This window comes from Dactylosporangium sp. CA-139114 (assembly GCF_050955725.1).
GTDB lineage: Bacteria > Actinomycetota > Actinomycetes > Mycobacteriales > Micromonosporaceae > Dactylosporangium.
Map to the genome: position 1 here is coordinate 10,048,113 of NZ_CP192080.1, position 25,427 is coordinate 10,073,539.

Consider the following 25,427-nt stretch of genomic DNA (forward strand, 5'->3'; position numbering starts at 1 on the left):
TCAAGCCTCCCCGGGGCCGTCGGCGTCAGCTCGGGGCAGTCGCACCTCGGCGACGGTCCCTCCCCCTCGACGTGGTCGCAATGATACCCATCCATGTTGACGCTCGACGATCCGGCGAACCAGGTACAAGCCCAGGCCGACCCCGCCGCTCGAGCGCTGGTCGCCGGTCTCCAACTGCCAGAACCGGTCGAAGGCGCGCTCGACGTGCTCCGGCCTGATGCCGATACCCCGGTCGGACACACGAAACCAGACCGTCTGCGGGTCGGCACCCGCTGTCAGCTCGATCTGTACCCAGTTCGGGGAATACTTACCAGCATTTGTGACCAGTTCCGCCAGCACGGTGGCCAGACTCGCCCGGTCCCCCCTCGTCTTGGGCAGGACGGCGGGCAGATCCACGCTCAGGTGCCGGCGCTGGTCGGCGTTGAGCTCCTCGACCGCGGCGCCGAGCGACTCCACCAGGTCGAAGGGGAGCAGGGTGCTCGACTCGACGCCGGAGCCGTCGTCGCCGACCGCGTTGAGCAGCCGGTCCACGAGCCGGCTGAGCTCGCGGGCGCGCTGCCCGACGACCTGGATGGCCTCGCGGCGGGCGTCCTCGGGCAGGGACTCCCAGTGGTCGACGAGCGTGTCGGCGTACCCCCGGATCACCGTCACCGGCGTGCGCAGCTCGTGGCCGGTGAGCGCGATGAACAGGTCGCGGCCGTCGGGCGGCTGCTCCGGGCGGGCCCGGAACGACACCGCGAGGTCCTCGGAGCCGGGCACGCGGGCGGTGCGGATCTCGATCCAGACGCCCGAGGGCAGCTTGTGGGCGATCGTCGCGTCGCCGGCCGGCAGCGGGAACGGCCACGGCTCGCCGAGCACCGTCTCGGCGGTCCGGGAGGTCAGCAGGGCCGCGGGCGGGTTCCAGGAGCGCACCCGGTGCTCGGGGTCCAGCAGCGCGAACGGCTCGGCCGCGGGGGTGACCGCCGGTCCGTCGGTGTAGACGGGCAGGCCGCGGCCCAGGCCGTACTGCAGCGCGATGAACGACGCCAGGAACCCCAGCGCGGCCCGCTGGCGCTCGCCGGCGGCCCCGTCGGCGTCGGTGTAGCTCACGAAGAGCACCCCGGCGCCGGTGCCGTTGGCGGTGACCTCGGAGGCCATCACGCGGTGCAGGCCCCGGCTGCCGAGCTGCTGGCCGCCGGCGGTGCCGATGAGGCTGCTCGGGAACTCGCGCACCCGCGTGCCGAACTGCAGCAGGGCGCGCACCGCGGGGTGAATGAGGTCGATGGGGCGCCCGAGCGCCCACTCGAGGTCACCGGCGGCCGCGACCACGCGACCGCCGTCGGCCGCGTATTCGATGAACGCCGCCCCGGCCGCGTCGGTGGCCTCGGCCGCCACCTCGACCGAGCGCTGCAGGCCCGGAAGCCCGCCACCGCCGGAGTTCAGCGCCTCCGTCACCTCGGCCAGGCCGGTGAACACGCCGCCGCCGGGGACGAGGCCGCCGGACGCTTCCGCGGCAGCATCGACCATGGTGCGAGTCTGCCTCGCATCGGCCGGACGCGAAAGGTCGAACGTTAAACTTGTCCGACTCAAGTCAGACGGAATCCGTGGTCAGGGCCGGTGGCCGGCCTCGCGCAGGCGCTCGATCACATAGGCCGGCCGGTCGGAGATGATGCCGTCGACGCGAAGCTTCATCACCAGGTCGACCTCGTCGGGCTCGTTGACGGTCCAGACGTAGACCGGGTAGCCGCGCCGGTGCAGCCGCTCGACGAGCTCCGGCGAGGCGCGCAGGAGCTGCACCCCGGGGCCGCCGATCGAGCTGCCGGGCGGCAGCCACCCGATGCGGCTCGGCACCGACCAGACGTCGATGAGCATCACGGTGGGCAGCCCCGGCGCCCGCTGCCGGATGCGCTTGACGGCGTTGGCCGAGAACGACATCACGCTCACCTGCAGGGCGCGCTCGGGATCGGGGCGATCCAGCCCGTACCGCCGCAGCAGTTGCACCAGCGCCACTTCGACCGCCCCGCCGTAGCGCACCGGGTGCTTGGTCTCGATGAGCAGCCGCACCGGGCGCCCCGCGTCGGTCGCGACCCCGAGCAGCCGGTCGAGCGTGAGCAGCCTGCCCCGCCCCTTGTCGTCGGCCTGGGAGCGGTCGACGATCAGCTCGTCGGGCGAGTCGGGCAGGTCGGCGCGCCAGGACGAGAAGTCGAAGCGGTCGAGCTCGGCGAGGGTCTGGGTGCTCACCCGGCCGCGCCCGTCGCTGGTGCGGTCGATGCGCGAGTCGTGCAGGCACACCAGGTGGCCGTCGCGGGTGAGCCGCACGTCGCACTCGAGGCCGTCGGCGCCCTCCTCGATGGCGAGCAGGTATGCGTCCAGCGTGTGCTCCGCGTGCCGGTGCGACGAGCCACGATGCGCGAAGACGAGCGGCCGCCAGGAATCCGGCGGCTCAGACGACTCGGGGAGCACCGCCGTCCTCGCTCACCATGGCGCGGCCCGCCGCGGCCCAGCTCTGCATGCCGCCGTCGAGATTGATCGAGCGGTCCACCCCGTTCTGCTGCAGGAACGCGACCACCTGCGCGGAGCGGCCGCCGGCGCGGCAGACCACGATCACGTCGCGATCGGTTGGCAGGTCGCCGAGCCGCGCCGGGATCTCCATCATCGGCACGTGCAGGGCGCCCGGCGCGTGGCCGGCCACCCACTCATCGTCCTCACGAACGTCGAGCAGAAAGGCCTCGTCGGGAACGTCCCCGGCCGCGACGGCCGGGACAGAGCTTCGCCTGAACACCAAAACAGGCTACATGTGGTTGACCCAGGTGGGGTTTTCGACCGCCCACGAGTCCAGCAGGTCGTCGCGCATGGCGGTGTAGAGACCCTCGGACTCGGGCAGGGCCACCACGTAGGAGATGCCGCCGATGTCCTGCGGCTCGGACGGCACCTGCAGGCCCATCAGGTTGCTGGGGCTCACGTTGCGCAGCGCGAACATCAGGTCGGCCAGCGAGACGCCGTTGGTGTCGACGGTCAGCGCCTGACCGATCGCCCGGATGAACTTGTCCAGCGCGATCGGGTTGGTGGTGAGGTCCTTCTCCTGCGCTTTGTCGAGCATCGCCCGGATGAACTTCTGCTGGTTCTTCTGGCGGTCGTAGTCGCCGTTGGCGAGGCTCTTGCGCTGCCGGACGAGGTCCAGCGCCTGCCACGACTCGAGGTGGTGGCAGCCGGGCTCGTAGACGGCCGGGTGACCGCCGTTCGCGGGCGAGAGGTAGTTGCCCTTGTCGTCCCAGCCGAGGTGGATCGAGGTGACCTTCTGGTCGATGCACATGTCGACCCCGCCGAGCAGGTCGACCGCGGTCTTGAAGCCGTCGAAGTCGACGATCGCGGCGCCGTCGAACCGGATGCCGAGCACGTTGTGCAGGGTCTCGGCGAGCAGCTGCACGCCGCCCTCGCCCCCGCCGCCGTGCTGGAACGCGCCGTTGATCTTCTCGTGGGACGAGCCGCGGAAGCCCGTCGCCGCGAAGGCGGGGATCGGCACCCGCAGGTCGCGCGGGATCGACAGCAGGTAGGCCCGGTCCATGGTGGCCGGGATGTGCAGGATGATGATCGAGTCGGAGCGCTGGCCGTCCTCGGGGTCGAGGGCGCGCAGGTCCGAGCCGAGCAGCAGGAAGTTGAGCGGGCCGTCGATCGCGGCGTGGCGCGTCTCGTCGGCGTTGCCGGCGCGCGAACTGTCGCCGAGCAGCGTCTTCTGGTTGATGCTCGCCGTGTAGCGCCGGTTGAGCGCGTTCACCCCGACGACGGCGGTGGCCGAGAGCAGCACCACGACGAGTCCGAGGGCGATGAGCAGCCGGGCCCAGATCGGGTCGCGGCCGGGGAGCTTCACCCTGTTCCTTTTCCCGGCCCGCTTCGTCGCAACCGAGGATGCAGATGGTGCGGATTCGGAAGATTCCGCGCTTTCTGGGGTATTCTCACTCGCGGCGGCGACGGCGTCGTCGGTGGATGTGCCGGCCTGACCGTCGAGCTCCTGCTGCATTCGATGCCCCCGAGCCAACCCGCCCGCGCGCCGGCGGGAATTCATCCGAGTCTACGTTCGCGGCCACAGCTCCGCTGACCGAGCCACCCGGGCGTGGTCCCCTGTGTGGCCATCGATGGGCGATTTCTACGCGTTCGCCAGGCATTCGGGCAATGAGATGTAGACGACAGCCCGGGCATGCAACCCCGCTCGCGGGGAGACATGCCCGGGCTTGCCCGATTTACGGGCTTACTTGGTCTTGGCCGACGGCACCGTCGAGGGCTTCGGGCCGTTGGTCGCCATCCAGTCGGCCATCTTGTCGGTGCGGACGGCCTCGTAGAGCGAGGTCGCCTTCTCCTTGTCCGGCACCACGACGTCCTCGCCGTTGATCTTCTTGCTGCCGTCGTTCGGGCTCACCATGAAGGTGAGGTCGTCGCTGCGCAGGTTGCGGAACTGCAGCGCCATGTCGGCCAGCGAGAAGTCCTTGTCGACGGTCATCGCCTTGGTGACGGCCTTGAGGAACGAGTTGAGCTTCGACGGGCTGGTCACCGTGCCGGAGCTGACGGCCTTGTCGAGGATGGCCTTCATCATCTCCTGCTGGTGACGCATGCGGGCGAAGTCGCCGTCGGGGAACTGGTAGCGCTGCCGCGCGTAGTCCAGGGCCTCGTCGCCGTTGAGGTGGTTCATGCCCTTCTTGAACTGCCGCTTCGGCGGGTGGATCGAGGTGATGTCCTTCTCGATGTTCATGTCGATGCCGCCGAGGGCGTCGATCACCTGCTTGAAGCCGCCGAAGTCGATGAGCAGCACGTGGTCCATGCGGACCTTCGTGTACTCCTCGATGGTCTGCACGGTCAGCGGGGTGCCGCCCCACGAGAACGACGCGTTGAGCTTGGCGTTCGTGTTGCCGTACTGCGTCGTCTTGCTCTTGGGGATGTGCACGTAGAGGTCGCGCGGCATCGAGATCAGGTAGGCCTTCTGGTGGTCGGCCGGGATGTGCATCATGATCATCGTGTCGGTGCGCCACTCACCCGCCTTGCCCTTGTTGTCGGGGTCGCGGGAGTCGCTGCCCAGCAGCAGGATGTTCAGCGCGCCGTCGGCCACCTTGGGCGGCCGGCCGTCGGTGATCTGCGAGAACGGGTCGTCGCGGTTCAGGCCGGAGTCGACGTTGCGGTAGTAGATGTAGCCGCCGAGGCCGGCCAGCAGGGCCAGCACGACGATGCCGGCGCCGGCGACGAGTGCGATGCGGCCCCAGCGTGGACGGATCTTCTTGCGACCGGAGTACTGGCCGCCGTTGCCCGGGGTGCGGCCCGGGCGGTTGGGCGGCGGCGGCGAACCCGGCCGGCCGTACACGCCTGGCGACGCGGGGCTGGTCGGGGCGTTGGCTGCGGAAACTCGGGCGCGCGCGCCCGACGTCGGAGCGAGCGCGCCGGGCACCGAGGCGCGACCCGAGGAGTTTGGGCCGCGTGAGGCAGGCGTGGTGGGCATAACACCACGATACGAACCCGGCGCCCTCGCGCCGCGCAAGCGCGACGGGCGCGGCACGAACCGGGGAGTGTCAGCGGTTGCGGAAATACTCGACCGTGCGGGCGAGTCCCTCCTCGGGCCCGACGACCGGCTCGTATCCCAGCAGCTCACGCGCCTTGGTCAGGTCGGGCCGGCGCCGCTCGGGGTCGTCCGCCGTCCGGGCGACGAGCGCCACGCGGGAAGAGCTGTCGCAAATCCGCACGATCGTCTCGGCGAGCTCCAGCATGGTCATCTCGTGCGTGGTGCCGCAGTTGATCGGGCCGGTCTCGTGGGAGTCGAGCAGCGCCAGGATGCCGCGCACGAGGTCGGAGACGTAAGTGATCGAGCGCGTCTGCGTGCCGGTGCCGTGCACGGTGATCGCCTCGCCGCGCAGCGCCTGGGAGATGAAGGTCGGGATCGCGCGCCCGTCGTCGGGGCGCATGCGCTCGCCGTAGGTGTTGAAGATCCGCACGATGCCCACGTCGACCCCGCGGCCGCGGTGGTAGCCCATGACGGCCGCCTCCGAGAAGCGCTTGGCCTCGTCGTAGACGCTGCGGATGCCGATCGGGTTGACGTTGCCCCAGTAGGACTCCGGCTGGGGGTGGACCAGCGGGTCACCGTAGGCCTCGGACGTCGAGGCCATGATGAACCGGGCCCCGTCGGCCGCGGCCCGCTCCAGCAGCTGCAGGGTGGCCAGCGAGCCGACCCGCAGGATCTCCACCGGCAGCGACGCGAAGTCGGTCGGGCTGGCCGGGGAGGCGAAGTGCATGATCGCGTCGAAACGCGCCGCGAGGGCTTCGACGGCCGGCAGCGGCTCGGTCACATCCGCCTCGACCAGGGTGAACCTGGGATTCTCGTGCAGGTGCGCGACGTTGTCCTTACTCCCCGTGAGGAAGTTGTCGACAACGACGACCTCGGCCCCTCGGGCGATCAGGGCATCCGCGAGGTGGGACCCGACAAACCCCGCTCCACCGGTCAGAAGGACGCGGTGACCCTCGCCGTAACGCTGCGCAACGACCATGACCGACAGCCTAGCGTGTCCCGGTGTCGGGCCCGGGGGCTCGGCGGCACCCCCGGACCCGGCACACTTCGGTGACCTTCGTCAGTGCGCGCCGGCGCCGGTCAGCGACCGGGCCTCCAGCTCGCTGTACTTGTCCGGGTCCCGCTCCTTGCTGGTCATCGCGCCGATGGCGGCGAAGATGAACCCGATCGGGATCGAGATCAAGCCCGGGTTCTCCAGCGGGATCGGCGCCGCCGTGGTGCAGCTGAACAGCGCCGTGGCGTTGGACACCTCCTTGGAGGTCTGCGCCACGCCGCAGTCCTTGGCCTGGGCCGCGTTGAGCGTCGCCGGGGTGCGGGCGTCGCTGACGCCGCCCCAGGCGATCGGGCTGAGCAGCACCACGCCGACGGCCGAGATGAGGCCGGCGTAGATGCCCCAGGTCGCGCCGCGGGTGTTGAACCGCTTCCAGAACAGCGAGAACAGGATCGCCGGCAGGTTCGCCGACGCGGCGATCGCGAACGCCAGCGCCACCAGGAAGGCGACGTTGAGGTTGCGGGCCACGATGCCCAGCACGATGGCCACGGCGCCGATGACGAACGCCGAGTACCGCGCGACGACGACTTCCTGCCGCTCGTCGGTCTGGCCCCGCTTGATGACGTTGGCGTAGAGGTCGTGCGCCAGCGACGAGGACGAGGCCAGGGTGAGCCCGGCGACCACGGCGAGGATGGTGGCGAAGGCGACGGCGGCGATGATCGCCAGGAGCAGCGATCCGCCGAAGTCGCCGCCGAGATACCGCTTGCCCAGCTCCTGCGCCAGCTGCGGGGCCGCGGTGTTGCCGGCGGCGTCCTGCGCGACGATCGCCTGGCGGCCGACCAGCGCCGCGGCGCCGAAGCCCAGCGCCAGGGTCATCAGGTAGAACACGCCGATGAGGCCGATCGCCCAGACGACGCTCTTGCGGGCCGCCTTGGCGTTGGGGACGGTGTAGAACCGGATCAGGATGTGCGGCAGGCCCGCGGTGCCGAGCACCAGCGCGAGGCCGAGCGAGATCAGGTCCAGCTTGCTCACCAGCGTCGCCGTGGCGTTGCCGGCGAACTCGCGGCCGTAGCGCAGCCCGGGCTCGAGGAACGCGTCGGCCGGGTTGCGGCCCGACTTCGCCGCGGCCTCGCCGAGCAGGCTCGACAGGTTGAACTTGTAGTGCGCGAGGACGAGCAGGGTCAGCACGAGCGCGCCGATCATCAGCATGAACGCCTTGACGATCTGCACGTAGGTCGTGCCCTTCATGCCGCCGACCGTGACGTACACGATCATCAGCACGCCGATGAGCGCGATCGTGACGATCTTCGCGGTCTCGGCGCTCATGCCCATGAACGTGTCGCCGGCCTTGATGCCCAGCAGCAGCGCCACGAGCGCGCCGGCGCCGACCATCTGGGCGAGCAGGTAGAAGATCGACACGATGATCGTCGAGATGCTGCCCGCGGTGCGCACCGGCGCCTGCCGCATGCGGAACGCGAGCACGTCGGCCATCGTGTACCGGCCCGAGTTGCGCATCAGCTCGGCCACCAGCAGCAGCGCGACGAGCCACGCGACCAGGAAGCCGATGCTGTAGAGGAAGCCGTCGTAGCCGTTGAGCGCGATGATGCCGGCGATGCCGAGGAAGCTCGCCGCCGACATGTAGTCGCCGCCGATCGCCATGCCGTTCTGGAAGCCGCTGAACGAGCGGCCGCCGGCGTAGAAGTCGGCGGCGGTGCGGTTCTGCCGGCTCGCCCAGATGGTGATGCCGAGCGTGACGCCGACCAGGATGACGAACAGCGTCAGGGTCAGCGTGCGCTGGGTCGTCACCGACGTCGCGGCGAGATACACGTGATCAGGCATCGCCCTCTCCCTCCGTCGTCGCGGCGACCGCTGTGGTGCCGGCCGGCGCGCCCTCGATCCGGGCGCGCAGGTCGTCGGCCAGCGGGTCGATGCGACGCTCGGCGTAGCGCGCGTAGAGCCACGCGATCAGGAACGTCGACACGAACTGCAGGAGCCCGAAGATCAGGGCGACGTTGATGTGCCCGACGACCTTGGTGCTCATGAAGTCGCGGGCGTATGCGGACAGGAGCACGTAGAGCGCGTACCAGACGAGGAACGCGGCGGACACGGGAAAGACGAACTTGCGCAGCGTGCTGCGCAGCGCGTCGAACTCCGGCGTGCGGGCGACGGCGACGTAGCGGTTCTCGCCGGTCTCCTCGGAAGCCGGGGTCTCGGTGCTCATGGTTGATCACCACCTGCCATTGGGTGTGGTGCGGGTAACCGCGCACGGTAGGAACCCGGCAGGCATCTATAAAGATCTTTACCCGGCATCGGTACCGCACGTGCGCCGAACGGCACCGCCCGTGCGCCCAGTGACACCCGTCACACCGCTTACCGGTGGTATCGAAACGTTCTCAGCGGCGGTAGCGGCCGCGCTCGTGCACCAGGGGCTCCCCGTCGGCGTCGAGCAGCTCGACGTGCTCGATCTCCGCCTCCACGAGCAGCGACCAGCCCTTGGGCTCGGCCCCGGCCAGGCGGCACCCGGCCCAGCTGCGCCCGCGCGGCACCGGCCCGAAGCCGGTGCGCTCCCACTCGCCGGTGGCGAAGAGCCCGCCCGGCGCCGGCATCAGCCCCGCGAAGCGGTCCGCGAGCTGCCGGTCGTCCGCGGCCAGCAGGCTCACCGCGAACCGCCCGCTCTCCTCGGCCGCCGCCCACAGGTCGCTCTCGTCGTCGACCAGCCCGAGCACCCGGCCGGGCTCGCCGTCCACGACGAGCAGCGACGAGACGGTCAGGCCCCGCTCGCCGTGGCGCTCGCTCGCGGCGGTCCACAGGGTGACGGCGGCCGGCAGCCGCCCGCGCAGCCGCCGGACGGGCGACTTGAGCTCGTCCGGCGTGGCGAACGGGTCGGAGGCGTGGATGCTCACGCCCCCATTGTCGCCAACGTCAGGCCCGCTTCGGGGTCACCGCGGCCAACACCTCGGGAGCCCGCCGCTGCAGCAGGTTGCCCGCGACCCGGGTGCCGGCCCAGGCGATCGCGAAGCCCCACGCGAGCCCGATCGGCAGCACGACCCAGGTGAGCCCGGCGGGCAGCAGCGCGAACGCGACGGCCACCGGCGCGGTCAGGATCCAGGTGCAGAACATGCTCACGAAGGACAGCAGGCCCTTGGCCCCGCCCCGGCCGCTGTTCATCGCGAACGGGTTGGTGGACTCGGGCATCGGGTAGGGCGCGAGGACGGACGTGATGCCGGCGGCCCCGACCGAGATGCCGAAGGAGCACAGCCCGACCCCGACGGCGGCCGGAAGCTCGGCGGCGTGCCCGCTCAGGATCGAGGCGGCGACGGTACCGATGAGCAGCAGCGGAAACGCCAGGACCCCCACGGCGACGGCGCGGGCCGCGAGCTCGACCTGGCCGGGCACCTCGGTGAGCATGTGCAGCGCGTAGGCCGTGCCGTCGTTGCCGAACTGGTTGACCAGCACCAGGCCGACGAACGCGCCCGCGAACATCAGCGAGAACACGAGCGCGTGCTGGCTCAGCCCGGGCGTGCCCGAGCGGCCGCCGTTGGCGCCGAAGGTGAACGCGAACGGGATGACCACCGACGCGGCCAGCAGCGAGATGAGGCTCGCCCGGCGGCGGGGGTCGCGCAGCCAGTAGCGCATCTCCCGCGACAGCAGCGCCGTGAACCGCCCGGCCGGCAGGAACCCCACGATCCGCGGGATGAACGCGCGCACCGGCGCCTCGCCGGTCGCGGCCCGGCGGTTGGCGCCCGGGCCCGCGGCGCTGCCGATCATCGCCGACTCGATCGTCTGCTGCCACCACCACAGCAGCAGCACGATCCCGGCCACCCCGATGAGCAGCCGGACCGGGACCAGCGCCCAGTTGCCGTCGACGGCGTCCACGTATGCCACGTAGGGCGCCGCCAGCGGGGTCCACGACAGCACCTCGCCGACCAGCGTCGCCTGCCGCGACTCGCCCCGCTGGACGAGCGCGAAGACGAGCTGGAACAGCGGGTTGCACGAGATGCCCAGGAGCGCGATCAGCAGCGCGGCCAGGTCGCGGACCCGGCGCGAGCGCAGCATGCGCGCGAACGCGCTCGTCACCGCCCGGCTCGCGGCCACGCACACGCCGATGCCGACGGCCGCGCCGAGCACCGCGACGATCGCGGCCGCGACGCCGCCGTCGCGCACGGCGCCGATGACCGAGCCGAGGGTGGCCAGCAGCGTGACGGTCGGCGGGATGCCGACGAACGCGGCGGCGAGCATGCCGCCGATCAGCGTGCGGCGCGGCACCGGCAGCAGCGCGAAGCGCGCCGGGTCGAGGGTCTCGTCGACGCCGAAGAACAGCAGCGGCACGAAGACCCAGGCGAGCACGACGGCGGCCCCGGCGAACGCGGCCACGGTCGGGCGCAGCTGCCCGGTCGCCAGGCTGCTGGCCGCGAACGCGGCGAAGCCGAGCAACGCGGCCCAGAGCCCGAACAGCGCGCCGAGGACGAAGAGGATGAGCCGCGAGTGCCGGCCGAACCGCTTGCGCGCCGAGTCGGCCGGGTGCGAGCGGCCGGGCCGCAGCGAGTTGCCCAGGATGCGCAGCTTGAGGCGGACGAAGTACGAGATCCGCGGTCGGCCCGTCGCGATCGGCTCGTGCGGGCGCAGCGTGGGCGTGTCGGGCGGTGCGGGCCGCGGCGCGGGCACGCCGACGGCGGCCGGGTGCGCGGCCCCTGGGCGCGCGGCCCCTGGGTGCGCGAAACCTGAGGGCGCGGTGCCCGGGTGCGCGGTGCCCATGTCCGGCCACAGCGGTCCGGAGTCGGCGCCGGGGCGGGGCTGCGGGATCGGGGCGTCGGCGCCGCCGGTCACAGCCACGACAGCTCCGCGCCCGTGGAGACGCGGCCGCCGACGATGTCGACGAAGACGTCCTCGAGCTCGCGGCCGCCGCGCACCTCGTCCGTGGTACCGACGATCTTGATCTGCCCGTCGGCCAGGATCGCGATGTGCGTGCACAGCTTCTCGACCACGGCCATGACGTGGCTGGAGAAGACGACCGTCCCGCCGTTGCGCACGTAGCGGATCAGGATGTCCCGGATGAGCGCGCCGGAGACCGGGTCGACGGCCTCGAACGGCTCGTCGAGCACGAGCAGCCGCGGCGCGTGCAGCAGCGCGCAGGCCAGGCCGATCTTCTTCTTCATGCCCGCGGAGTAGTCGACGACCAGGGTGCGCCCGGCGTCGGCGAGGCCGAGCACGTCGAGCAGCTCCGCGGCCCGGGCGTCGACGACGTCCTGCGGCAGCCCGCGCAGCAGCCCGGTGTAGGCCAGCAGCTCGCTGCCGGAGAGCCGGTCGAACATGCGCGCCGAGTCCGGCAGCGCGCCCAGGCGCCGCTTGGCCTCGACCGGGTCCGACCACACGTCGTGGCCGAGCACGTAGGCGTGCCCGGCGTCGGGGCGCAGCAGCCCCACGGCCATGGACAACGAGGTGGTCTTGCCGGCGCCGTTCGGGCCGAGCAGCCCGAAGAACGATCCCGTCGGCACGTCGAGGTCGACTCCGGCGACCGCGACCTTGTCATCGAAGCGCTTGCTGAGCCCCCGCAGCGCGAGAGCCGGATTCGGCCCGCCTGTCACGTGTTGAACGTAGGTCACGCTGTCCACCCTTGCCACTACAAACGCAGCGCATCGGGCGCGTGCAGGCGAAGCATGATCGCTCCGACCCCCACGGGCAAACGGTGCCTTGTCAGCAGGGAGACCAGAATCATGACCAGAAAGGCCAAAGGCACCGACCACGCGGCCGGTTGGGTCGTGAGCACGCCGGCCCAGCCCTCCAGCGGGCCGCCCAGCACGGTGAGCAGCACCGCGGTCGCGGCCGCCCCGCCGCCGACGATGATCCCGGCGGCGGCGCCGATCGCGGTGAGGCCGCGCCACCAGATGCCGAGCACCAGCAGCGGGCAGAAGCTCGACGCGGCGACGGCGAAGGCGAGCCCGACGACCTGGGAGACGTCCAGGCTCGCGACGAAGAGGGCGAGCAGGAGCGGCACGACGCCGGCGACCAGCGCGGAGCGGCGGAAGTCGCGGACCGAGCCGTGCCCGAGCACGTCCGTGGACAGCACCCCGGCGACGCTGGTGAGCAGGCCCGAGGAGGCCGAGAGGAACGCGGCGAACGCGCCGGCCGCCACGAGCGCGCTCAGCAGCCGGCCGGTGACGTCCCCGCCGAGCGCGGCCGAGGGCAGCAGGAGCACGACGGCGTCGGTGTTGCCGGTCATGAGCAGCTGCGGGGTGTAGATGCGCCCGAGTGCGCCGTACAGGGTCGGGGTCAGGTAGAACACGCCGACCAGGCCGAGCACGACGAGCGTGGTGCGGCGGGCGGCGGCGCCGTCGGGGTTGGTGTAGAAGCGCACGAGCACGTGCGGCAGGCCCATGGTGCCCAGGAACGTCGCCAGGATGAGCGAGTAGGTGCCGAACAGGTCCTGCGCGGACTCGCCCGGGCGCAGCCATTCCAGCGGGGTGTCCGCGGAGACGGCGGCGACTCGCGGTACCGCCGCCGCCTGGTCGAACACGAGCACCGCGCCCTCGGTGACGGCGTGCTCGCCGGGGGTGAGCACGAAGCTGCCGTCGGTCAGCACGCCGTCGACGAGGCCGTGGCCGGTGACCGTCGTCGCCTCGGCCACCGTCAGCCGGGTGTCGTGGTCGATGGCGACGGTCGTCACGGCGGGGAAGCGGGGCCCGTCGGGTGCGGTCAGGGCGGGGCGGCCGTCGTGCTGCCACTGCATGATCAGGAACACGAAGGGCACGGCGAGGGCGGTGAGCTTCAGCCAGTACTGAAACGCCTGCACGAAGGTGATGGAGCGCATCCCGCCGAGGGCCACGTTGAGCGTCACCACGACCCCGACCAGCAGCGCGCCGAGGGCGTAGGGCGCGCCCGTCACCGTCTGCAGGGTGAGCCCGGCGCCCTGCAGCTGCGGCACGAGATAGAGCCAGCCGATGAACATCACGAACGCGGTCGCGAGCTTGCGCAGCCGCTTCGAGCGCAGCCGCACCTCGCAGAAGTCCGGCAGCGTGAACGCGCCGGAGCGGCGCAGCGGGGCGGCGACGAACAGCAGCAGCGCGAGGTAGCCGGCCGCGAAGCCGACGGGGTACCACAGCAGGTCGACGCCGTGCTTGAGCACCAGACCCGCGACGCCCAGGAAGCTCGCGGCGGAGAGGTACTCGCCGCTGATCGCGGCCGCGTTCCAGGTCGGGCTGACCATGCGGGAGGCGACCAGGAAGTCGGACGTGGTGCGGGCGAAGCGCAGCCCGTAGAGGCCGATGGCGACGGTCGCGAGGGTGACGAGGACGACCGCCGTCACGGCGTAGGAGCTCACTTCTGGCCGCGGTCTTCGACCAGGGCCACGAACTCCTGCTCATTGCGCTCGGCCAGGTGCACGTACACGGCGCCGACCAGGTAGAGGAACGGGTACGCCAGCACGCCGAGCAGCAGCCACGGCAGCGACACCCCGAAAAGCCGGGCGTGCGCCACCGCCGGCACCGCCGCGAAGAGCAGCGGCAGCCCGCCGAGCCCGATCGCGACGACGGCCGAGAGCCGCACGGCCACGGACAGCTGGGCGCGCACCAGTCCGCGGGCGAGCGCGGCGCCGACCGGGCTCTGCTCCTCCAGCTCCTCGCGGGCCCGCGCGGGGTGGATCGGGGCCCGGGAGACGTCACCGAGCACCACCCGGACGCGCGGCGTCGACGGCTCCATGGACCGCAGTCTCGCAACGTGCGTGAAACAAAAGCAAGGGCCGACATCCCCCGTTTGCATGTCGGCCCTTGCCCCTTTTCGGATATTTCCTTCAGTACCGCCGGTAGCAGGGGTAGTCCCCCGCCCCGATCGGTTCCGGAACGATCTGACGCGCCCGGGCCCGGGCCAGGTTCCATCCCCGCCAGTCGTCCGCGTGCTCGGCGAGTTCGCCGGAGATCCCCGACAGGGCGCACTCGCGCTGACCGGTGGGCAGCCGGTCGAGCTCGGGCGTCGCGTCGGCGGAGAGGGTGCTGAGATACCAGATGTCGGCGTTGCTGCGATCCGCCCGCTCGACGTTGTGCGCGGCGATGAGCCGATCCGGGTTGAGCACCGCGAGCCCGAGCAGGACGACGACCCACAGCGCGACCCCCGCGCGGCCGAGCCACCGCGCGGACGGGGTGAGGCCGGCGACCATCACGAGCACGAACAGCGCGCCCAGCCACAGCTCGACGGCGCTGACGAACACGCGCAGCCGCGTGAACCCGTACGCCTCCTCGTACACGTTCATCCGCCACAGCGCCGAGCCGACCACGACCAGCGAGCACAGCGCGAGCAGGCCGAGCAGCAGCCGGAGCAGCCCCCGGTCGGCGGGCGGCGCCTTGCGGACGGTCACCCCCATGACGCACAGGGTCAGCAGGGTGATGACGAGGAGCTGCCAGAAGCCCTTGCGGGCGTACTCGGCGAACGTCAGCCCGACGGTCCGCATCACGTACCCGCGATCGCCGAACAGCACCGTGAGCTGGACGGCCACGAAGACCGCGAAGAGCGCCAGCAGAGCCCCGACCGGCACCAGCCACTCGACCCGGCGCACGGGCCGGACGTTCGCGTCCCGATCGCCGATCGCGGACGGGTTCGCCACGAGGAACGCCCCGCCCAGCGAGAGGCCGGCGGCCGCGGTCGCGACGAGCGCCCACCGCGCGACGGTGTCGGCGTCGATCGACGGGACGACCGCGTCGACGACCTTGGCGAAGCCGGGATCGGCGCTGGCGAAGAGGGCGCCGAACACGACGACGAGCGCCACGCCGATGGCGATCGACAGGAGCAGCCGCAGCCCGTTGTTCCCGGCCCGCACGGCCTCGGCCTGGTCGGGTCCGGCTGGGGCGGCCGGGGCGGCTGGGGCGGCCGGGGCGGCCGGGGCGGCTGGGGCGGCCGGGGCGGCCGGGGCGGCTGGGGCGGCTGGGGCGACCGGAGCCTGGTCGGGCCCGGCCGCGGCGGCCGGGGCCGCCGGGGCGGTGTTCGTGCGCGGGCCGGAGCGGCTCACGCCCGCGGCCGACCACGGCAGCGCCCGGAACACGGCGAAGACCAGCGTGAACGGTGCGGCCAGGACGGCCGGGACGCGGCGGTGGCGGCCGACCGCGAGCGCCATGCAGCCGAAGGCGGTCAGCGCGCTCAGGGCGAACAGCCAGCCCGCGGCCCGGAAGAAGCCGACGCCGAGCAGGGCCAGCGCGGCCGCGCACCACAGCACCGCCTCGATGCGGGCCCCGGGCCGGGCCGGCGCGCGGGTCACCAGGAGCAGGACCAGGGGGAGCAGCAGGCCGAGGCCCGCGATCGGCCAGCCGATGCCGGGGCGGTCCGGCGGGAGGGCGGCCGCGGCGACCACGGCGGCGGCCAGCGCGCCGTAGAGGGCGGCGGTGCCGGCGGCGGGGGTGCGCGCCGGCCACGCCCGCTGCCACAGCGTCGGCGCCGCCGGGCCGAGGCGGACGGGGCTGATCAGGGCGGGATTCGCCAGCACCGGCGTGATCGGGCGCGGAGGCGGGGGCGCCAGGGCGACCTGACTCCGCGGTTGGTTCGGCGGTTGATGCACTGGTTCGCTCGGCGCCGCGAACGCCCCGGGCTCGGCCCGGCCGGGTGTTCGTGGCCCGTCGGAAGTGTTCGACGGCGTCGAAGGCTGCTCAGGGATGTTGGACACAGTCGGCTCCTGAAACGCGCGAAAGTGGTGAGTCACCGGCAAGCGGGCGCGCGGCGCTGCGCGGCCGGGGTGGTGCCCGGTCACGAGAACGGGAAGTGGAGCGTCAGGCGGGCAGCGTCATGCGGGCAGCGTCAGGCGGGCAGTGTCACGCGGATTCGGCACCCCGGGAGGTTGTCCGGCTGCTCGACGACCGCGATGGTGCCGTCGTGCAGCTGGGTCAGCCACTGGGCGATGGCCAGGCCGAGACCCGTGCCGCCGCCCGAGGGGCGTGCGCCGCGGGTGAAGCGCTCGAAGACGCGCTCGCGCTCGGCGGTCGGGATGCCGGGGCCCTCGTCGGCGACCTCGATCATGACGCGGCCGGGCTCGCGGCGGCCCACGATGGTCACCGTGCCGCCGTCCGGGCTGTGCCGCGCGGCGTTGTCGACGAGGTTGGTCAGGACGTGGTGCAGGCGCGCGCGATCGGCTTTGACCAGCGCGTTCTCCGGAAACGAGCAGGAGAGGTATTCGACCTTGTGCCCGGCCGCCGCGGCCTTCACCTCGGCCTCGGCGACGACCTCGTGCAGCAGGTCCTCGATGTGGAACAGCTCGCGGTCCAGCGGCACCACCCCGGCGTCCAGCCGCGAGATGTCCAGCAGCTCCGTCACCAGCCGCCCCAGCCGCTCGGTCTGGGCCAGCGCGGTGCGCAGCGTGGCCGGGTCCGGCTCGGCGACGCCGTCGACGATGTTCTCGAGCACCGCCTGGAGCGCGGAGATCGGGGTGCGCAGCTCGTGCGAGACGTTGGCGATCAGCTCGCGGCGCTGCTGGTCGGCCGCGGCGAGCTCGCCCACCATCTGGTTGAAGGCGACCGCGAGCTGGCCGACCTCGTCCTTGGACGTGGCGCGGACGCGGGTCGAGTAGTCCCCGCGGGCCATGGCGCGGGCGGCGGAAGTCATCTCGCGCAGCGGGCGCGTCACCCCGTGGGCGAGCACCTGGGAGGTGAGCAGGCCGGCGGTCAGGGCGATGTACGTCGTGTTCGGCGGAATCCACCCGACCCCGATCCAGAACACGCCGAGCCCGGCGCAGGCCGAGGCGAGCAGCAGCACCGCGAGCTTGAGCTTGATCGACCGCAGCGGGTCGAGCGGCCGCGGGAGGAAGTCGACGATCGCCTTCAGCTTCATGCGGACTCCAGTGCGTAGCCCACGCCGTGGACCGTGCGTATGAGGTCGGCGCCGAGCTTGCGGCGCAGCGCCTTGATGTGGCTGTCGACGGTGCGGGTGCCGGAGGCGTCGGCCCAGCCCCACACCTCGGCGAGCAGCCGCTCACGGGGCAGCACCGTGCGCGGCCGGGCGGCGAGGTTGACGAGCAGGTCGAACTCGGTCGGCGTCAGGTGCGCCTCGACTCCGGCCCGGGTGACGCGCCGCTGCGCGCGGTTGATCTCGAGGTCGCCGAGGACGATCGGGGTCTGGTTCGGGTCGGGCTGCACCTGGGCGAGGCGCTCGAGGCGGCGCAGCAGCACGTGCACCCGCGCGGCCAGCTCCCGCATCGAGAAGGGCTTGGTCAGGTAGTCGTCGGCCCCGACGGCCAGCCCGACGAGCAGGTCGTTCTCGTCGTCACGGGCGGTCAGCATCAGCACCGCGACCGGCCGCTCGGCCTGAATTCGGCGGCACACCTCGAGGCCGTCGAAGCCGGGCAGCATCACGTCGAGCACCACGAGGTCGGGGCGCATGAGCCGGGCGGCGGCGACCGCGGCGGGCCCGTCGTGGGCCGTGTCGACGGAGAAGCCCTCGGCCCGCAGGCGCACCGCGATCGACTCGGCGATCATCCGCTCGTCGTCCACCACGAGCACGCGCCTGCGCTCTCCACCTGTCATGAAGAGGAGCGTAGGGCCCGCACGTGCAGGCCCTCAGTCGGCAATGTGCAGGAATTGTGGAGAACCTCAGCTCCAGGACTTGGCCGCTCGCACCAGGCGATCCTTCAGCTCCCGTGTGTGACGCCGGGAGACGGGCAGCTCGTGCTCGTCGATCAGCACGACGTAGCCGGTGTTGGTCATGCGCAGCTCGGTGATGAGCTTGAGCTGCACGAGGTACGACCGATGGATCCGCACGAACCCCGCATCGGCCCAGCGCTCGGCCAGGGTGGCCAGCGAGACGCGCACGAGGTGCGAGGCGTCCGCCGTGTGCAGGCGCGCGTAGTCGCCCTGCGCCTCGACCCACCGCACCGACGAGCGCGGCAGCATCCGGGTCGTGCCCGCGAGCTCCACCGGGATCGTCGGGTCGTCCTGCCGGTCCCGGCGCGCGGCCACGGCCGGATGGGCCGGGACGAGCCGGGTGGCGAGCACCCGGCGAATGGACTCCGCGAGGCGGTCCGCGCGCACGGGTTTGCGCACGTAGTCGGCCACGCCGAGGTCGAACGCCTCGGCGGCGCGGTCGTCGTACGCCGTCACGAACACGACCGCCGGCGGCTTCGCGAACCGGCCCAGGACGCGGGCGAGCTCCATGCCGTCCAGCCCGGGCATGCGGATGTCGAGGAACACCGCGTCGACGTCGGCGTCGCGCAGCACGCGCAGCGCCTCGGTCGCGTCCCCGGCGCAGTGCAGGCGCCCGACGCGGGGGTCGGCACGCAGCAGGTACGCGAGCTCGTCGAGGGCGGGCACCTCGTCGTCGACGGCCAGCACGCGCAGGAAGCCGTGCTCAGTCAAAGAGCTCAATGCGAGGTCACTCCCGGATGGAATTTGGGCACGCGCATGCTGACCTTGGTCCCGGCGTCGGGCGCGGTCTCGACCACAACGCCGAAGCCGTCACCGAAGACCGAACGTAGCCGATCGTCGACGTTGCGCAACCCGACGTGCTGCCCGGCGTCGGTGGCGTCGTCGGCGTTGAGCAGCGCGGCCGGGTCCATGCCGACGCCGTCGTCCTCAACGGTGATGTGGCACTCGGCCCCGGCATCGCGCGCGACGATGCTGACCGTGCCCATGCCGGGCTTGCGCGAGAGCCCGTGCCGCACGGCGTTCTCGACCAGCGGCTGCAGGCAGAGAAAGGGCAGGGTCACCGGCAGCACCTCGGGCGCGATCTGCAGCCGCACCTGGAGCCGCTCGCCGAAGCGGGCGCGTTCGATGGTGAGGTACCGATCGATGGACCGAAGCTCCTCGGCCAGCGTCGTGAACTCCCCGTGCGCGCGGAAGCTGTACCGCGTGAACTCCGCGAACTCCAGAATGAGCTCCCGGGCCAGCTCGGGGTCGGTGCGCACGAAGCTCGCGATCGCGGTCAGCGCGTTGTAGATGAAGTGCGGGCTGATCTGCGCCCGCAGCGCCCGCACCTCGGCCCGGGCCAGCCGCGCCCGCGAGGTGTCGAGCTCGGCCAGGGCGAGCTGGGTGCCGACCCACCGGGCGGTCTCGGCGGTCGCCTGCACCAGCCCCGGCGCCGGCGGCCCGTCGGAGAGCGCGACGAGCGCGCCCGCGCGCTGGGCGAGGGGCACCACCACGGCGCCCCGGATCGGGCAGTCGACCAGGTCGCAGGGCAGCTCCCGGCCGCCGAGCACGGTCGGGCGGCCGGCCGCGACGGCCTTGACCGCCGCGGCGGCGGCGTGCTCGCGGTGGTGCTCACCGATGCCGTCGAACGCGAGGACGCTCCTGGCGTCGGTGAGCGCGATGCCCGCGGCTCCCGTGAGCGCGCGCAGGTGCCGGACGGCCTTGGCGGCCGCGGGCTCGGTGAGCCCGCTGCGCAGCGGCTCGGCGGCGAGCTCGGCGATGTGCAGCACGTCGTACGTCGCCCGCTGGGCCGCGGTCGCGATGGCGCGGCGGCCCCGGTGCCGGATCACCGCGTAGACGGCCCCGCCGAGCGCGCACACGAGCACGACGACGATGAGTCCGGCGGCGAGGTTGGCACCCACGCGCACATCGTGGTCCACGGGCCGCCCGAGCGGAAGAGCGCCCGCGACCCGGGCAAATACCCCGACGGGGTATAGGTCCGAAAAGTCCGATTACGCAGTGTCGGACTTTTCGGCCAGCGCCCCCAGAAAGGCGCTCGTCAGTAGGCGCCCTTGCGGAATACGACGACCCAGATCGTCCGCCACATCGTGTGGACGTCCATCATCAGCGACCAGTTGTCGACGTAGTACAGGTCCAGCCGCACGGCGTCGTCCCAGCTCAGGTCGCTGCGCCCGGAGACCTGCCACAGGCCCGTGATGCCGGGGCGCACCAGCAGCCGCCGGCGCACGTCGCCGAGGAAGTCGCCGTCCTCGGCGGGCAGCGGCCGCGGCCCGACGAGCGACATCTCGCCCATCAGCACGTTGATCAGCTGCGGCAGCTCGTCGACCGAAGACGCGCGCAGCCAGCGGCCGACCCGGAACACGCGCGGGTCGTTCTTCATCTTGAAGAGCAGCCCGTCGCTCTCGTTCTCGTCCTTGAGCGTCGCGAGGCGGTCCTCGGCGTCGACGTACATCGTGCGCAGCTTCCAGACCCGGAACGTCTTGCCCTCGCGGCCGATGCGCGGCTGGCGGAAGAAGATCGGGCCGGGGTCCGACAGCTTGATGGCCAGCGCGATGAACGGGAAGAACGGCAGGACGAGCAGCAGGCCGAGCAGCGCGAGGATGCGGTCGATGATGTTCTTGAACAGCCAGCCGACGCCGGAGAGCTTGGGCTCCTCGACGTAGAGCAGCGGGATGCCCTCGATCGGGCGGATGTGCACGCGCGGCCCGGCGATGTCGGTCAGCTGGGGCGCGACGGCGAGGTCGATGCCGGTGCCCTCGAGCTGCCAGGCGAGCCGGCGCAGCTCGACGGGCTCGGAGCTGGCCGAGCCGCAGACCGCGATCGTGTCGGCGTTGAGCTCGCGGACGAGGGAGAGGATGTCGCGGCCGGCGTGGACGGGCACCGGGGTGACGGTGCTCGGGCGCGGCGCGTAGCCCTCGGTGAGGTGGATGCCGACCGGCACCAGCCCGGAGGCGGGGTCCCTGGCGATCGCCGCGTGCACCTCCAGCGCCTCCTGCAGCGTGCCGATGAGCAGCATGCGATGGGTCGCGAGGTGGAACTTCGTGCGGGCGAAGGCCAGGCCACGGCGGGCTATGTAGCGGAACACGAGCACGAAGATCAGGCCGAGGACCAGCGCGGCGCCGACCGAGAACCGGGACAGCTGGATCTTGAAGGCGAACGCGGCGAAGGCGACGATCGCCACGACGGTCCAGGACGCGCGCACGACCCGCTTGAACTCGTCGGTGCCGGTGCCGAGGTAGCGGCGGTCATACGCGCCGTGGCCCCACAGGACCCCCAGCCACACGGCCGGCAGCAGCACGTAGACGATGAGGCCGAACAGGCCCGGCTCGTCCTCGAAGCCGACGTTGGCGTTGGCGAGGGTCGCCTGGGCGATCAGGGAGGACAGCGCCACCGCGCCCACGTCGAGCAGGACCAGGATGGCCGCGTAGGGCCGGTGCCACCGCGCCGCCCGTTTGGTCCGCTGCCAGCCCGATCGCGGCACACCGTTCGGGCCCACAGGAACCGCCGCATGATCAGGAAGAATCTCGAAGCTGTCGAGTTCACCCAAGGTCGATCTCCGGCTCGGCGGGGTGGCCGGACGTTGGAGACTAGTGGTCACCTCAGTGCGTCCTCTCGCGCCGCGACCCGGGGGGCGCGGCACAGCTCTGCTCGGCCGGTTTCGACAAAGTCCGTGGTCGCTGCTGGTTCACGGACACCGGAAAGCACGTCCAAAGTGTCCCACGGCAGCCGGAGCAACCGATGACGACCGGCCGACACTAGTTGCTGAACGTATTCGCTGTCGAGAGCACTGGCGTAGGCCGGACAGAACTCCGCGTGACAATCACCCCGAGTAGCGCAGCACCCACCAAAGCACACAGAAGCGGCACGAGACTGCCGAGCGGAGGCGTCCAGGCGCCGCCGAACGGGTTGAGGCCCGCGGAAATCCCGCGCTCGAAGCGGGTCATGACCCGGGCCAGGGCATAGAGCTGCATAGGTACCGTGAGGGCGGCGGCGACGGGCACCGCGCGCTCACGCCAGGGTGAGGCCGACAACCACGCTGAGTAACCGAGCGCCAGCGGGGCGAGCAGGATCACGCCGACGCCGAGGGGCATCACGTATCGGCCGTGGGCGAAGTGGCCGACCTTCGGCGCGAAGTACAGCTCCAGCGCCACCAGCAGCGCCGCGCTGCCGAGGAAGGCGGCCCCGACGCCGAGCCGCAGCCGCCGGTCGCCCAGCACGAGGGCGGGCAGGACCAGGGCGGCGCACAGGAGGTACCACAGCCCGATGACGGCGATCGAGATCGTCGTCTCGCCGTAGTTGAACTGGCCCACGATCTGGCGGGCCCAGAACTCGGCGCGGCCGTGCGCGATGTCGGACAGGATCGCGCCCGTGCTCGTCGGCGGCACCGGCCGGCCCGGCACGAGGTCGCTGCCGCGGGACGCCACGGCCGCCCAGAACACGGCGAACGCGGCGCCCAGCGCGGCCGGGACGGCGAAGGCCCGGTGCAGCAGCACCCGCGGATGCTGCCGGGACACGAAGAGCGCCAGGACGATCGCGGCCAGCGCGAAGAAGGGCCCCAGGTCCCGGACGGTGAACAGCAGCAGGGCCCCGGCGCCGGCGAGCGCGAACCGGCGGTGCAGCAGCGCCACGAAGAGCAGCACGGCCGCGGCGATCTCCAGCCCGTTGGGGTTGATGGAGCCGGCCAGGTTCGCGAGCATCGGGGTCGCCACGAGCACGACGGCGAGCCGCTCCAGCCGGCCCGGCGCGATCGCCATCGCCGCGGCGAGCAGCGCGGCGGCGAGCGCGGCGGACAGCAGGCGGGCCCAGATCAGGCCGGTGCCGTCGGGGCTGATCCGCAGCGGGAGGCCGACGAGGGCGTAGTAGACGGGGCTGTACCGCGCGGCCGCGCTCGGCACCAGCGTGTCCGCCCGGTCGCCGGTGGCCACCAGGCAGCTCGCCGGGTGGTAGTCGGGCTTGTCGATCCAGGTGCAGTCGGCGTTGTCCGGCAGCAGGCTGCGCGGGCCGGTGAAGGCGCTGGTGTCGATGCCGCTCGCGTCCGTGGCCCGCTCGTGCGGCAGCCACTGGCCCGTCCACACCGCGTAGGCGCGGACGAGGTGCTGCTTCTCGTCGTAGGTCCCGTTCACCGGCAGGGCGAGGGCCCAGGCCGCACCGAGAAGGAAGAACGCGGCGAAAGCCACGAGGAAGGCACGACGCACGCCGGTCAGCGTACGAGCTTCGACAGGCGACGGTCCGCCAAGGGCTTGCCGTTGGTCTGGCAGGTGGGGCAGTACTGCAGCGAGGTGTCCGCGAACGAGACCTCCCGAACCGTGTCGCCGCAGACCGGGCACGGCAGCCCGGTGCGCGCGTGCACGGCCAGGCCGGAGCGCTTCTCGGACTTCAGCGTGGCCGCCTTCTGCCCGACCGAGCGCGCGACGGCGTCGGTGAGCACGGTGCGCATCGCCGCGTGCAGCCGGGCCATCGCCTCATCCGTGATCTTGTTGGTGAGCGCGAACGGGGACATCTTGGCGGCGTGCAGGATCTCGTCGGAGTAGGCGTTGCCGACCCCGGCGAGGATCGTCTGGTCGGTGAGGACGCCCTTGATCTGGCCCCGGCGCGAGCGCATCGCCGCCGCGAACTCGTCCTCGCTCACGGCCAGGGCGTCGGGCCCGAGGCGGGACACGCCGGGCACGAGCCGGGGATCGGTCACGAAGTAGGCCGCGAGGCTCTTCTTCGTCCCCGCCTCGGTCAGGTCGAAGCCGGACTCGTCGTCGAGGCGCACCCGCAGCGCGATCGGGCCGGAGCCCGGCTTGAGCGGGGTCTTGGCGTTGAACGCGTCGCGGTAGTGCAGCCAGCCGGCGCGGGCCAGGTGGGTGACCAGGTGCAGGTCCTCGCCGACGTGAATGTCGAGGAACTTGCCGTGCCGGGATGCGCCGGTGATCGGCTGTCCGGACGCGGCGGTGATCGGCGGGTCGAAGGTCTTCAGCGCGCTGAGCGAGGAGACCTCGATGCGGTCGATGGTGTGGCCGGCGGCGCGCTCCCGCAGGAACGCGGCGAGCGCCTCGACCTCGGGAAGCTCGGGCACCCGTACAGTCTGCCTCACCCCGGGGTCCGTACGCTTTGTTCACCATGGACTCATACGATGCTCAGGCGGCGCCCAAGGCGTCGTCCTTGAAGGTCGTCGTCGCACACAACCGGTATGCGTCCGGTCAGCCCTCCGGCGAGAACGTGATCGTCGACGCCGAGATCGCGCAGCTCGGCGCGGCCGGGGTCACCGTGCTGCCGTTCCTGCGCAGCTCCGACGAGATCGGCACGTTCTCAACGGCCCAGAAGGTGCTGCTGCCGCTGTCGCCGATCCGCAACGGCTCGTCGCAGAAGGCGCTCGCCGAGCTGCTGAAGAGCGAAAAGCCGGATGTCGTCCATCTTCACAACCCGTATCCACTGCTGTCACCGACGGTCGTGAAGACGGCCCACGCGCACGGCGTCCCGGTCGTGCACACGGTGCACAACTACCGGCAGGTGTGCGCGCCGGGCCTGTACTTCCGCGACGGCCACATCTGCACCGAGTGCCGCGGCAAGACGTTCCCCCTGCCGGCCGTGACCCACACGTGCTACCGCGGCTCGAAGGCCCAGTCGGCGGTCATGGCGGCGACACTGGCCTACCACCGCGGCACCTGGAAGCAGGTCGACCACTTCGTCGCCCTCACGGATCGCATCGCCGCGCACCTGGCCGACTTCGGCATCCCGGCCGAGCGGATCACCGTCAAGCCCAACGGCATCCCCGACGCGGGCGCGGCCCCGGCCCCCGGCGAGGGGTTCCTCTACGCCGCCCGGCTCTCCCCCGAGAAGGGCCTCCGGCTGCTGCTGGACGCCTGGTCGCGGCACCCGGACGGAGCGCTCGGCCCGCTGCGGATCGCGGGCGACGGCCCGCTGCGCCCGCTGGCCGAGGAGGCCGCCGCGACCCGATCGGACGTCACCTACCTCGGCGCCGTCGACAACGCGGCGGTGCGCGCCGAGATCGCCCGGGCGGCGTGCGTGATCGCCGCCTCCACCTGGCACGACGTGCTCCCCACGATCGTCCTCGAGGCGCTGTCGAGCGGGCGGCCGGTGCTCGTCACCGACCGGGGCGGCCTGCCCTACCTGGCCGGCGACGCGGGCTGGGTGGTCGAGCCGGAGCCCGCCGCCATGGCCGACGGGCTGCTCAAGGCCCGCGAGGGCGCGGCCGCGCTGGCCGCCGTGGCGCGGGCCCGCTTCGAGTCGCAGTTCGCCCCGGACGTGCTCATCTCGCGGCTGATCGACGTGTATCGCGGCGTCACCCGCTGAGCAGCGG

Annotated in this window: 21 protein-coding genes and 1 pseudogene; 1 reads left to right on the plus strand and 21 read right to left on the minus strand. The window is 72.1% G+C overall.

Features of this window, described 5'->3' with window-relative positions:
- The 21 genes and pseudogenes from ACQP2P_RS45320 to ACQP2P_RS45420 form a co-directional block, all read right to left on the minus strand.
- On the minus strand, positions 1-1,506 hold the full coding sequence (locus ACQP2P_RS45320) for a sensor histidine kinase (RefSeq protein WP_433611788.1): 1,506 nt from the start codon (positions 1,504-1,506) through the stop codon (positions 1-3).
- Between the two features lie 81 nt (positions 1,507-1,587).
- Entirely contained in the window at positions 1,588-2,442 is an 855-nt protein-coding gene (locus ACQP2P_RS45325) for a glycerophosphodiester phosphodiesterase (protein ID WP_433611790.1), read from the minus strand.
- Positions 2,423-2,761 (minus strand): rhodanese-like domain-containing protein, encoded by a 339-nt coding sequence (locus tag ACQP2P_RS45330; protein ID WP_433611792.1) that lies wholly within the window; start codon positions 2,759-2,761, stop codon positions 2,423-2,425. Before ACQP2P_RS45330 ends, ACQP2P_RS45325 begins: the two co-directional genes overlap by 20 nt.
- 9 nt (positions 2,762-2,770) lie before the next feature.
- Complete coding sequence (locus tag ACQP2P_RS45335) at positions 2,771-3,847, minus strand: LCP family protein (protein ID WP_433611795.1); 1,077 nt, start codon at positions 3,845-3,847, stop codon at positions 2,771-2,773.
- Between the two features lie 378 nt (positions 3,848-4,225).
- Positions 4,226-5,461: an LCP family protein gene (locus tag ACQP2P_RS45340; protein ID WP_433611798.1), complete on the minus strand. Its 1,236-nt coding sequence runs from the start codon at positions 5,459-5,461 to the stop codon at positions 4,226-4,228.
- Between the two features lie 70 nt (positions 5,462-5,531).
- Complete coding sequence (locus ACQP2P_RS45345) at positions 5,532-6,500, minus strand: UDP-glucuronic acid decarboxylase family protein (protein WP_433611801.1); 969 nt, start codon at positions 6,498-6,500, stop codon at positions 5,532-5,534.
- A 351-nt stretch (positions 6,501-6,851) separates the two neighbouring features.
- Positions 6,852-8,351: pseudogene (locus tag ACQP2P_RS45350) on the minus strand (solute symporter family protein); the annotation flags it as partial.
- Positions 8,344-8,733, minus strand: coding sequence for a DUF485 domain-containing protein (locus ACQP2P_RS45355; protein WP_433611803.1), 390 nt, complete (start codon positions 8,731-8,733; stop codon positions 8,344-8,346). The pseudogene ACQP2P_RS45350 and the gene ACQP2P_RS45355, both read right to left, overlap by 8 nt.
- Before the next feature lie 172 nt (positions 8,734-8,905).
- Positions 8,906-9,415, minus strand: a complete 510-nt coding sequence (locus tag ACQP2P_RS45360) for a flavin reductase family protein (RefSeq protein ID WP_433611805.1) — start codon at positions 9,413-9,415, stop codon at positions 8,906-8,908.
- Positions 9,416-9,434: 19 nt separating this feature from the next.
- Positions 9,435-11,345, minus strand: a complete 1,911-nt coding sequence (locus ACQP2P_RS45365) for an ABC transporter permease (protein WP_433611807.1) — start codon at positions 11,343-11,345, stop codon at positions 9,435-9,437.
- Positions 11,336-12,115 (minus strand): ABC transporter ATP-binding protein, encoded by a 780-nt coding sequence (locus tag ACQP2P_RS45370; RefSeq protein ID WP_433611809.1) that lies wholly within the window; start codon positions 12,113-12,115, stop codon positions 11,336-11,338. The genes ACQP2P_RS45365 and ACQP2P_RS45370 overlap by 10 nt, the downstream gene beginning before the upstream one ends.
- A 17-nt stretch (positions 12,116-12,132) precedes the next feature.
- On the minus strand, positions 12,133-13,830 hold the full coding sequence (locus ACQP2P_RS45375; RefSeq protein WP_433611811.1) for a cation acetate symporter: 1,698 nt from the start codon (positions 13,828-13,830) through the stop codon (positions 12,133-12,135).
- Entirely contained in the window at positions 13,827-14,207 is a 381-nt protein-coding gene (locus tag ACQP2P_RS45380; protein ID WP_433081688.1) for a hypothetical protein, read from the minus strand. The genes ACQP2P_RS45375 and ACQP2P_RS45380 overlap by 4 nt, the downstream gene beginning before the upstream one ends.
- 91 nt (positions 14,208-14,298) lie before the next feature.
- Positions 14,299-15,978 carry a DUF4153 domain-containing protein gene (locus tag ACQP2P_RS45385; protein ID WP_433611813.1) on the minus strand — a complete coding sequence of 560 codons (1,680 nt, stop codon included), beginning with the start codon at positions 15,976-15,978 and terminating at the stop codon, positions 14,299-14,301.
- Between the two features lie 308 nt (positions 15,979-16,286).
- Positions 16,287-17,312, minus strand: a complete 1,026-nt coding sequence (locus ACQP2P_RS45390) for a HAMP domain-containing sensor histidine kinase (protein WP_433081692.1) — start codon at positions 17,310-17,312, stop codon at positions 16,287-16,289.
- On the minus strand, positions 17,309-18,004 hold the full coding sequence (locus ACQP2P_RS45395) for a response regulator (protein WP_433081694.1): 696 nt from the start codon (positions 18,002-18,004) through the stop codon (positions 17,309-17,311). Before ACQP2P_RS45395 ends, ACQP2P_RS45390 begins: the two co-directional genes overlap by 4 nt.
- A gap of 66 nt (positions 18,005-18,070) precedes the next feature.
- Complete coding sequence (locus ACQP2P_RS45400; protein ID WP_350614046.1) at positions 18,071-18,832, minus strand: LytR/AlgR family response regulator transcription factor; 762 nt, start codon at positions 18,830-18,832, stop codon at positions 18,071-18,073.
- Between the two features lie 5 nt (positions 18,833-18,837).
- Complete coding sequence (locus ACQP2P_RS45405; protein ID WP_433611816.1) at positions 18,838-20,022, minus strand: sensor histidine kinase; 1,185 nt, start codon at positions 20,020-20,022, stop codon at positions 18,838-18,840.
- Between the two features lie 137 nt (positions 20,023-20,159).
- On the minus strand, positions 20,160-21,668 hold the full coding sequence (locus ACQP2P_RS45410; protein WP_433611818.1) for a sugar transferase: 1,509 nt from the start codon (positions 21,666-21,668) through the stop codon (positions 20,160-20,162).
- A gap of 208 nt (positions 21,669-21,876) precedes the next feature.
- The gene (locus ACQP2P_RS45415) at positions 21,877-23,316 is read right to left on the minus strand and encodes a DUF2142 domain-containing protein (RefSeq protein ID WP_433611820.1); all 1,440 of its coding nucleotides are present in this window, start codon (positions 23,314-23,316) and stop codon (positions 21,877-21,879) included.
- 5 nt (positions 23,317-23,321) lie between these two features.
- Positions 23,322-24,182: an Fpg/Nei family DNA glycosylase gene (locus ACQP2P_RS45420; RefSeq protein ID WP_433619550.1), complete on the minus strand. Its 861-nt coding sequence runs from the start codon at positions 24,180-24,182 to the stop codon at positions 23,322-23,324.
- A gap of 86 nt (positions 24,183-24,268) precedes the next feature.
- On the opposite strand from ACQP2P_RS45420, the gene ACQP2P_RS45425 reads away from it, so the two are divergent.
- Positions 24,269-25,420 (plus strand): glycosyltransferase family 4 protein, encoded by a 1,152-nt coding sequence (locus ACQP2P_RS45425; RefSeq protein ID WP_433619552.1) that lies wholly within the window; start codon positions 24,269-24,271, stop codon positions 25,418-25,420.
- The last annotated feature ends 7 nt before the right edge of the window (positions 25,421-25,427 follow it).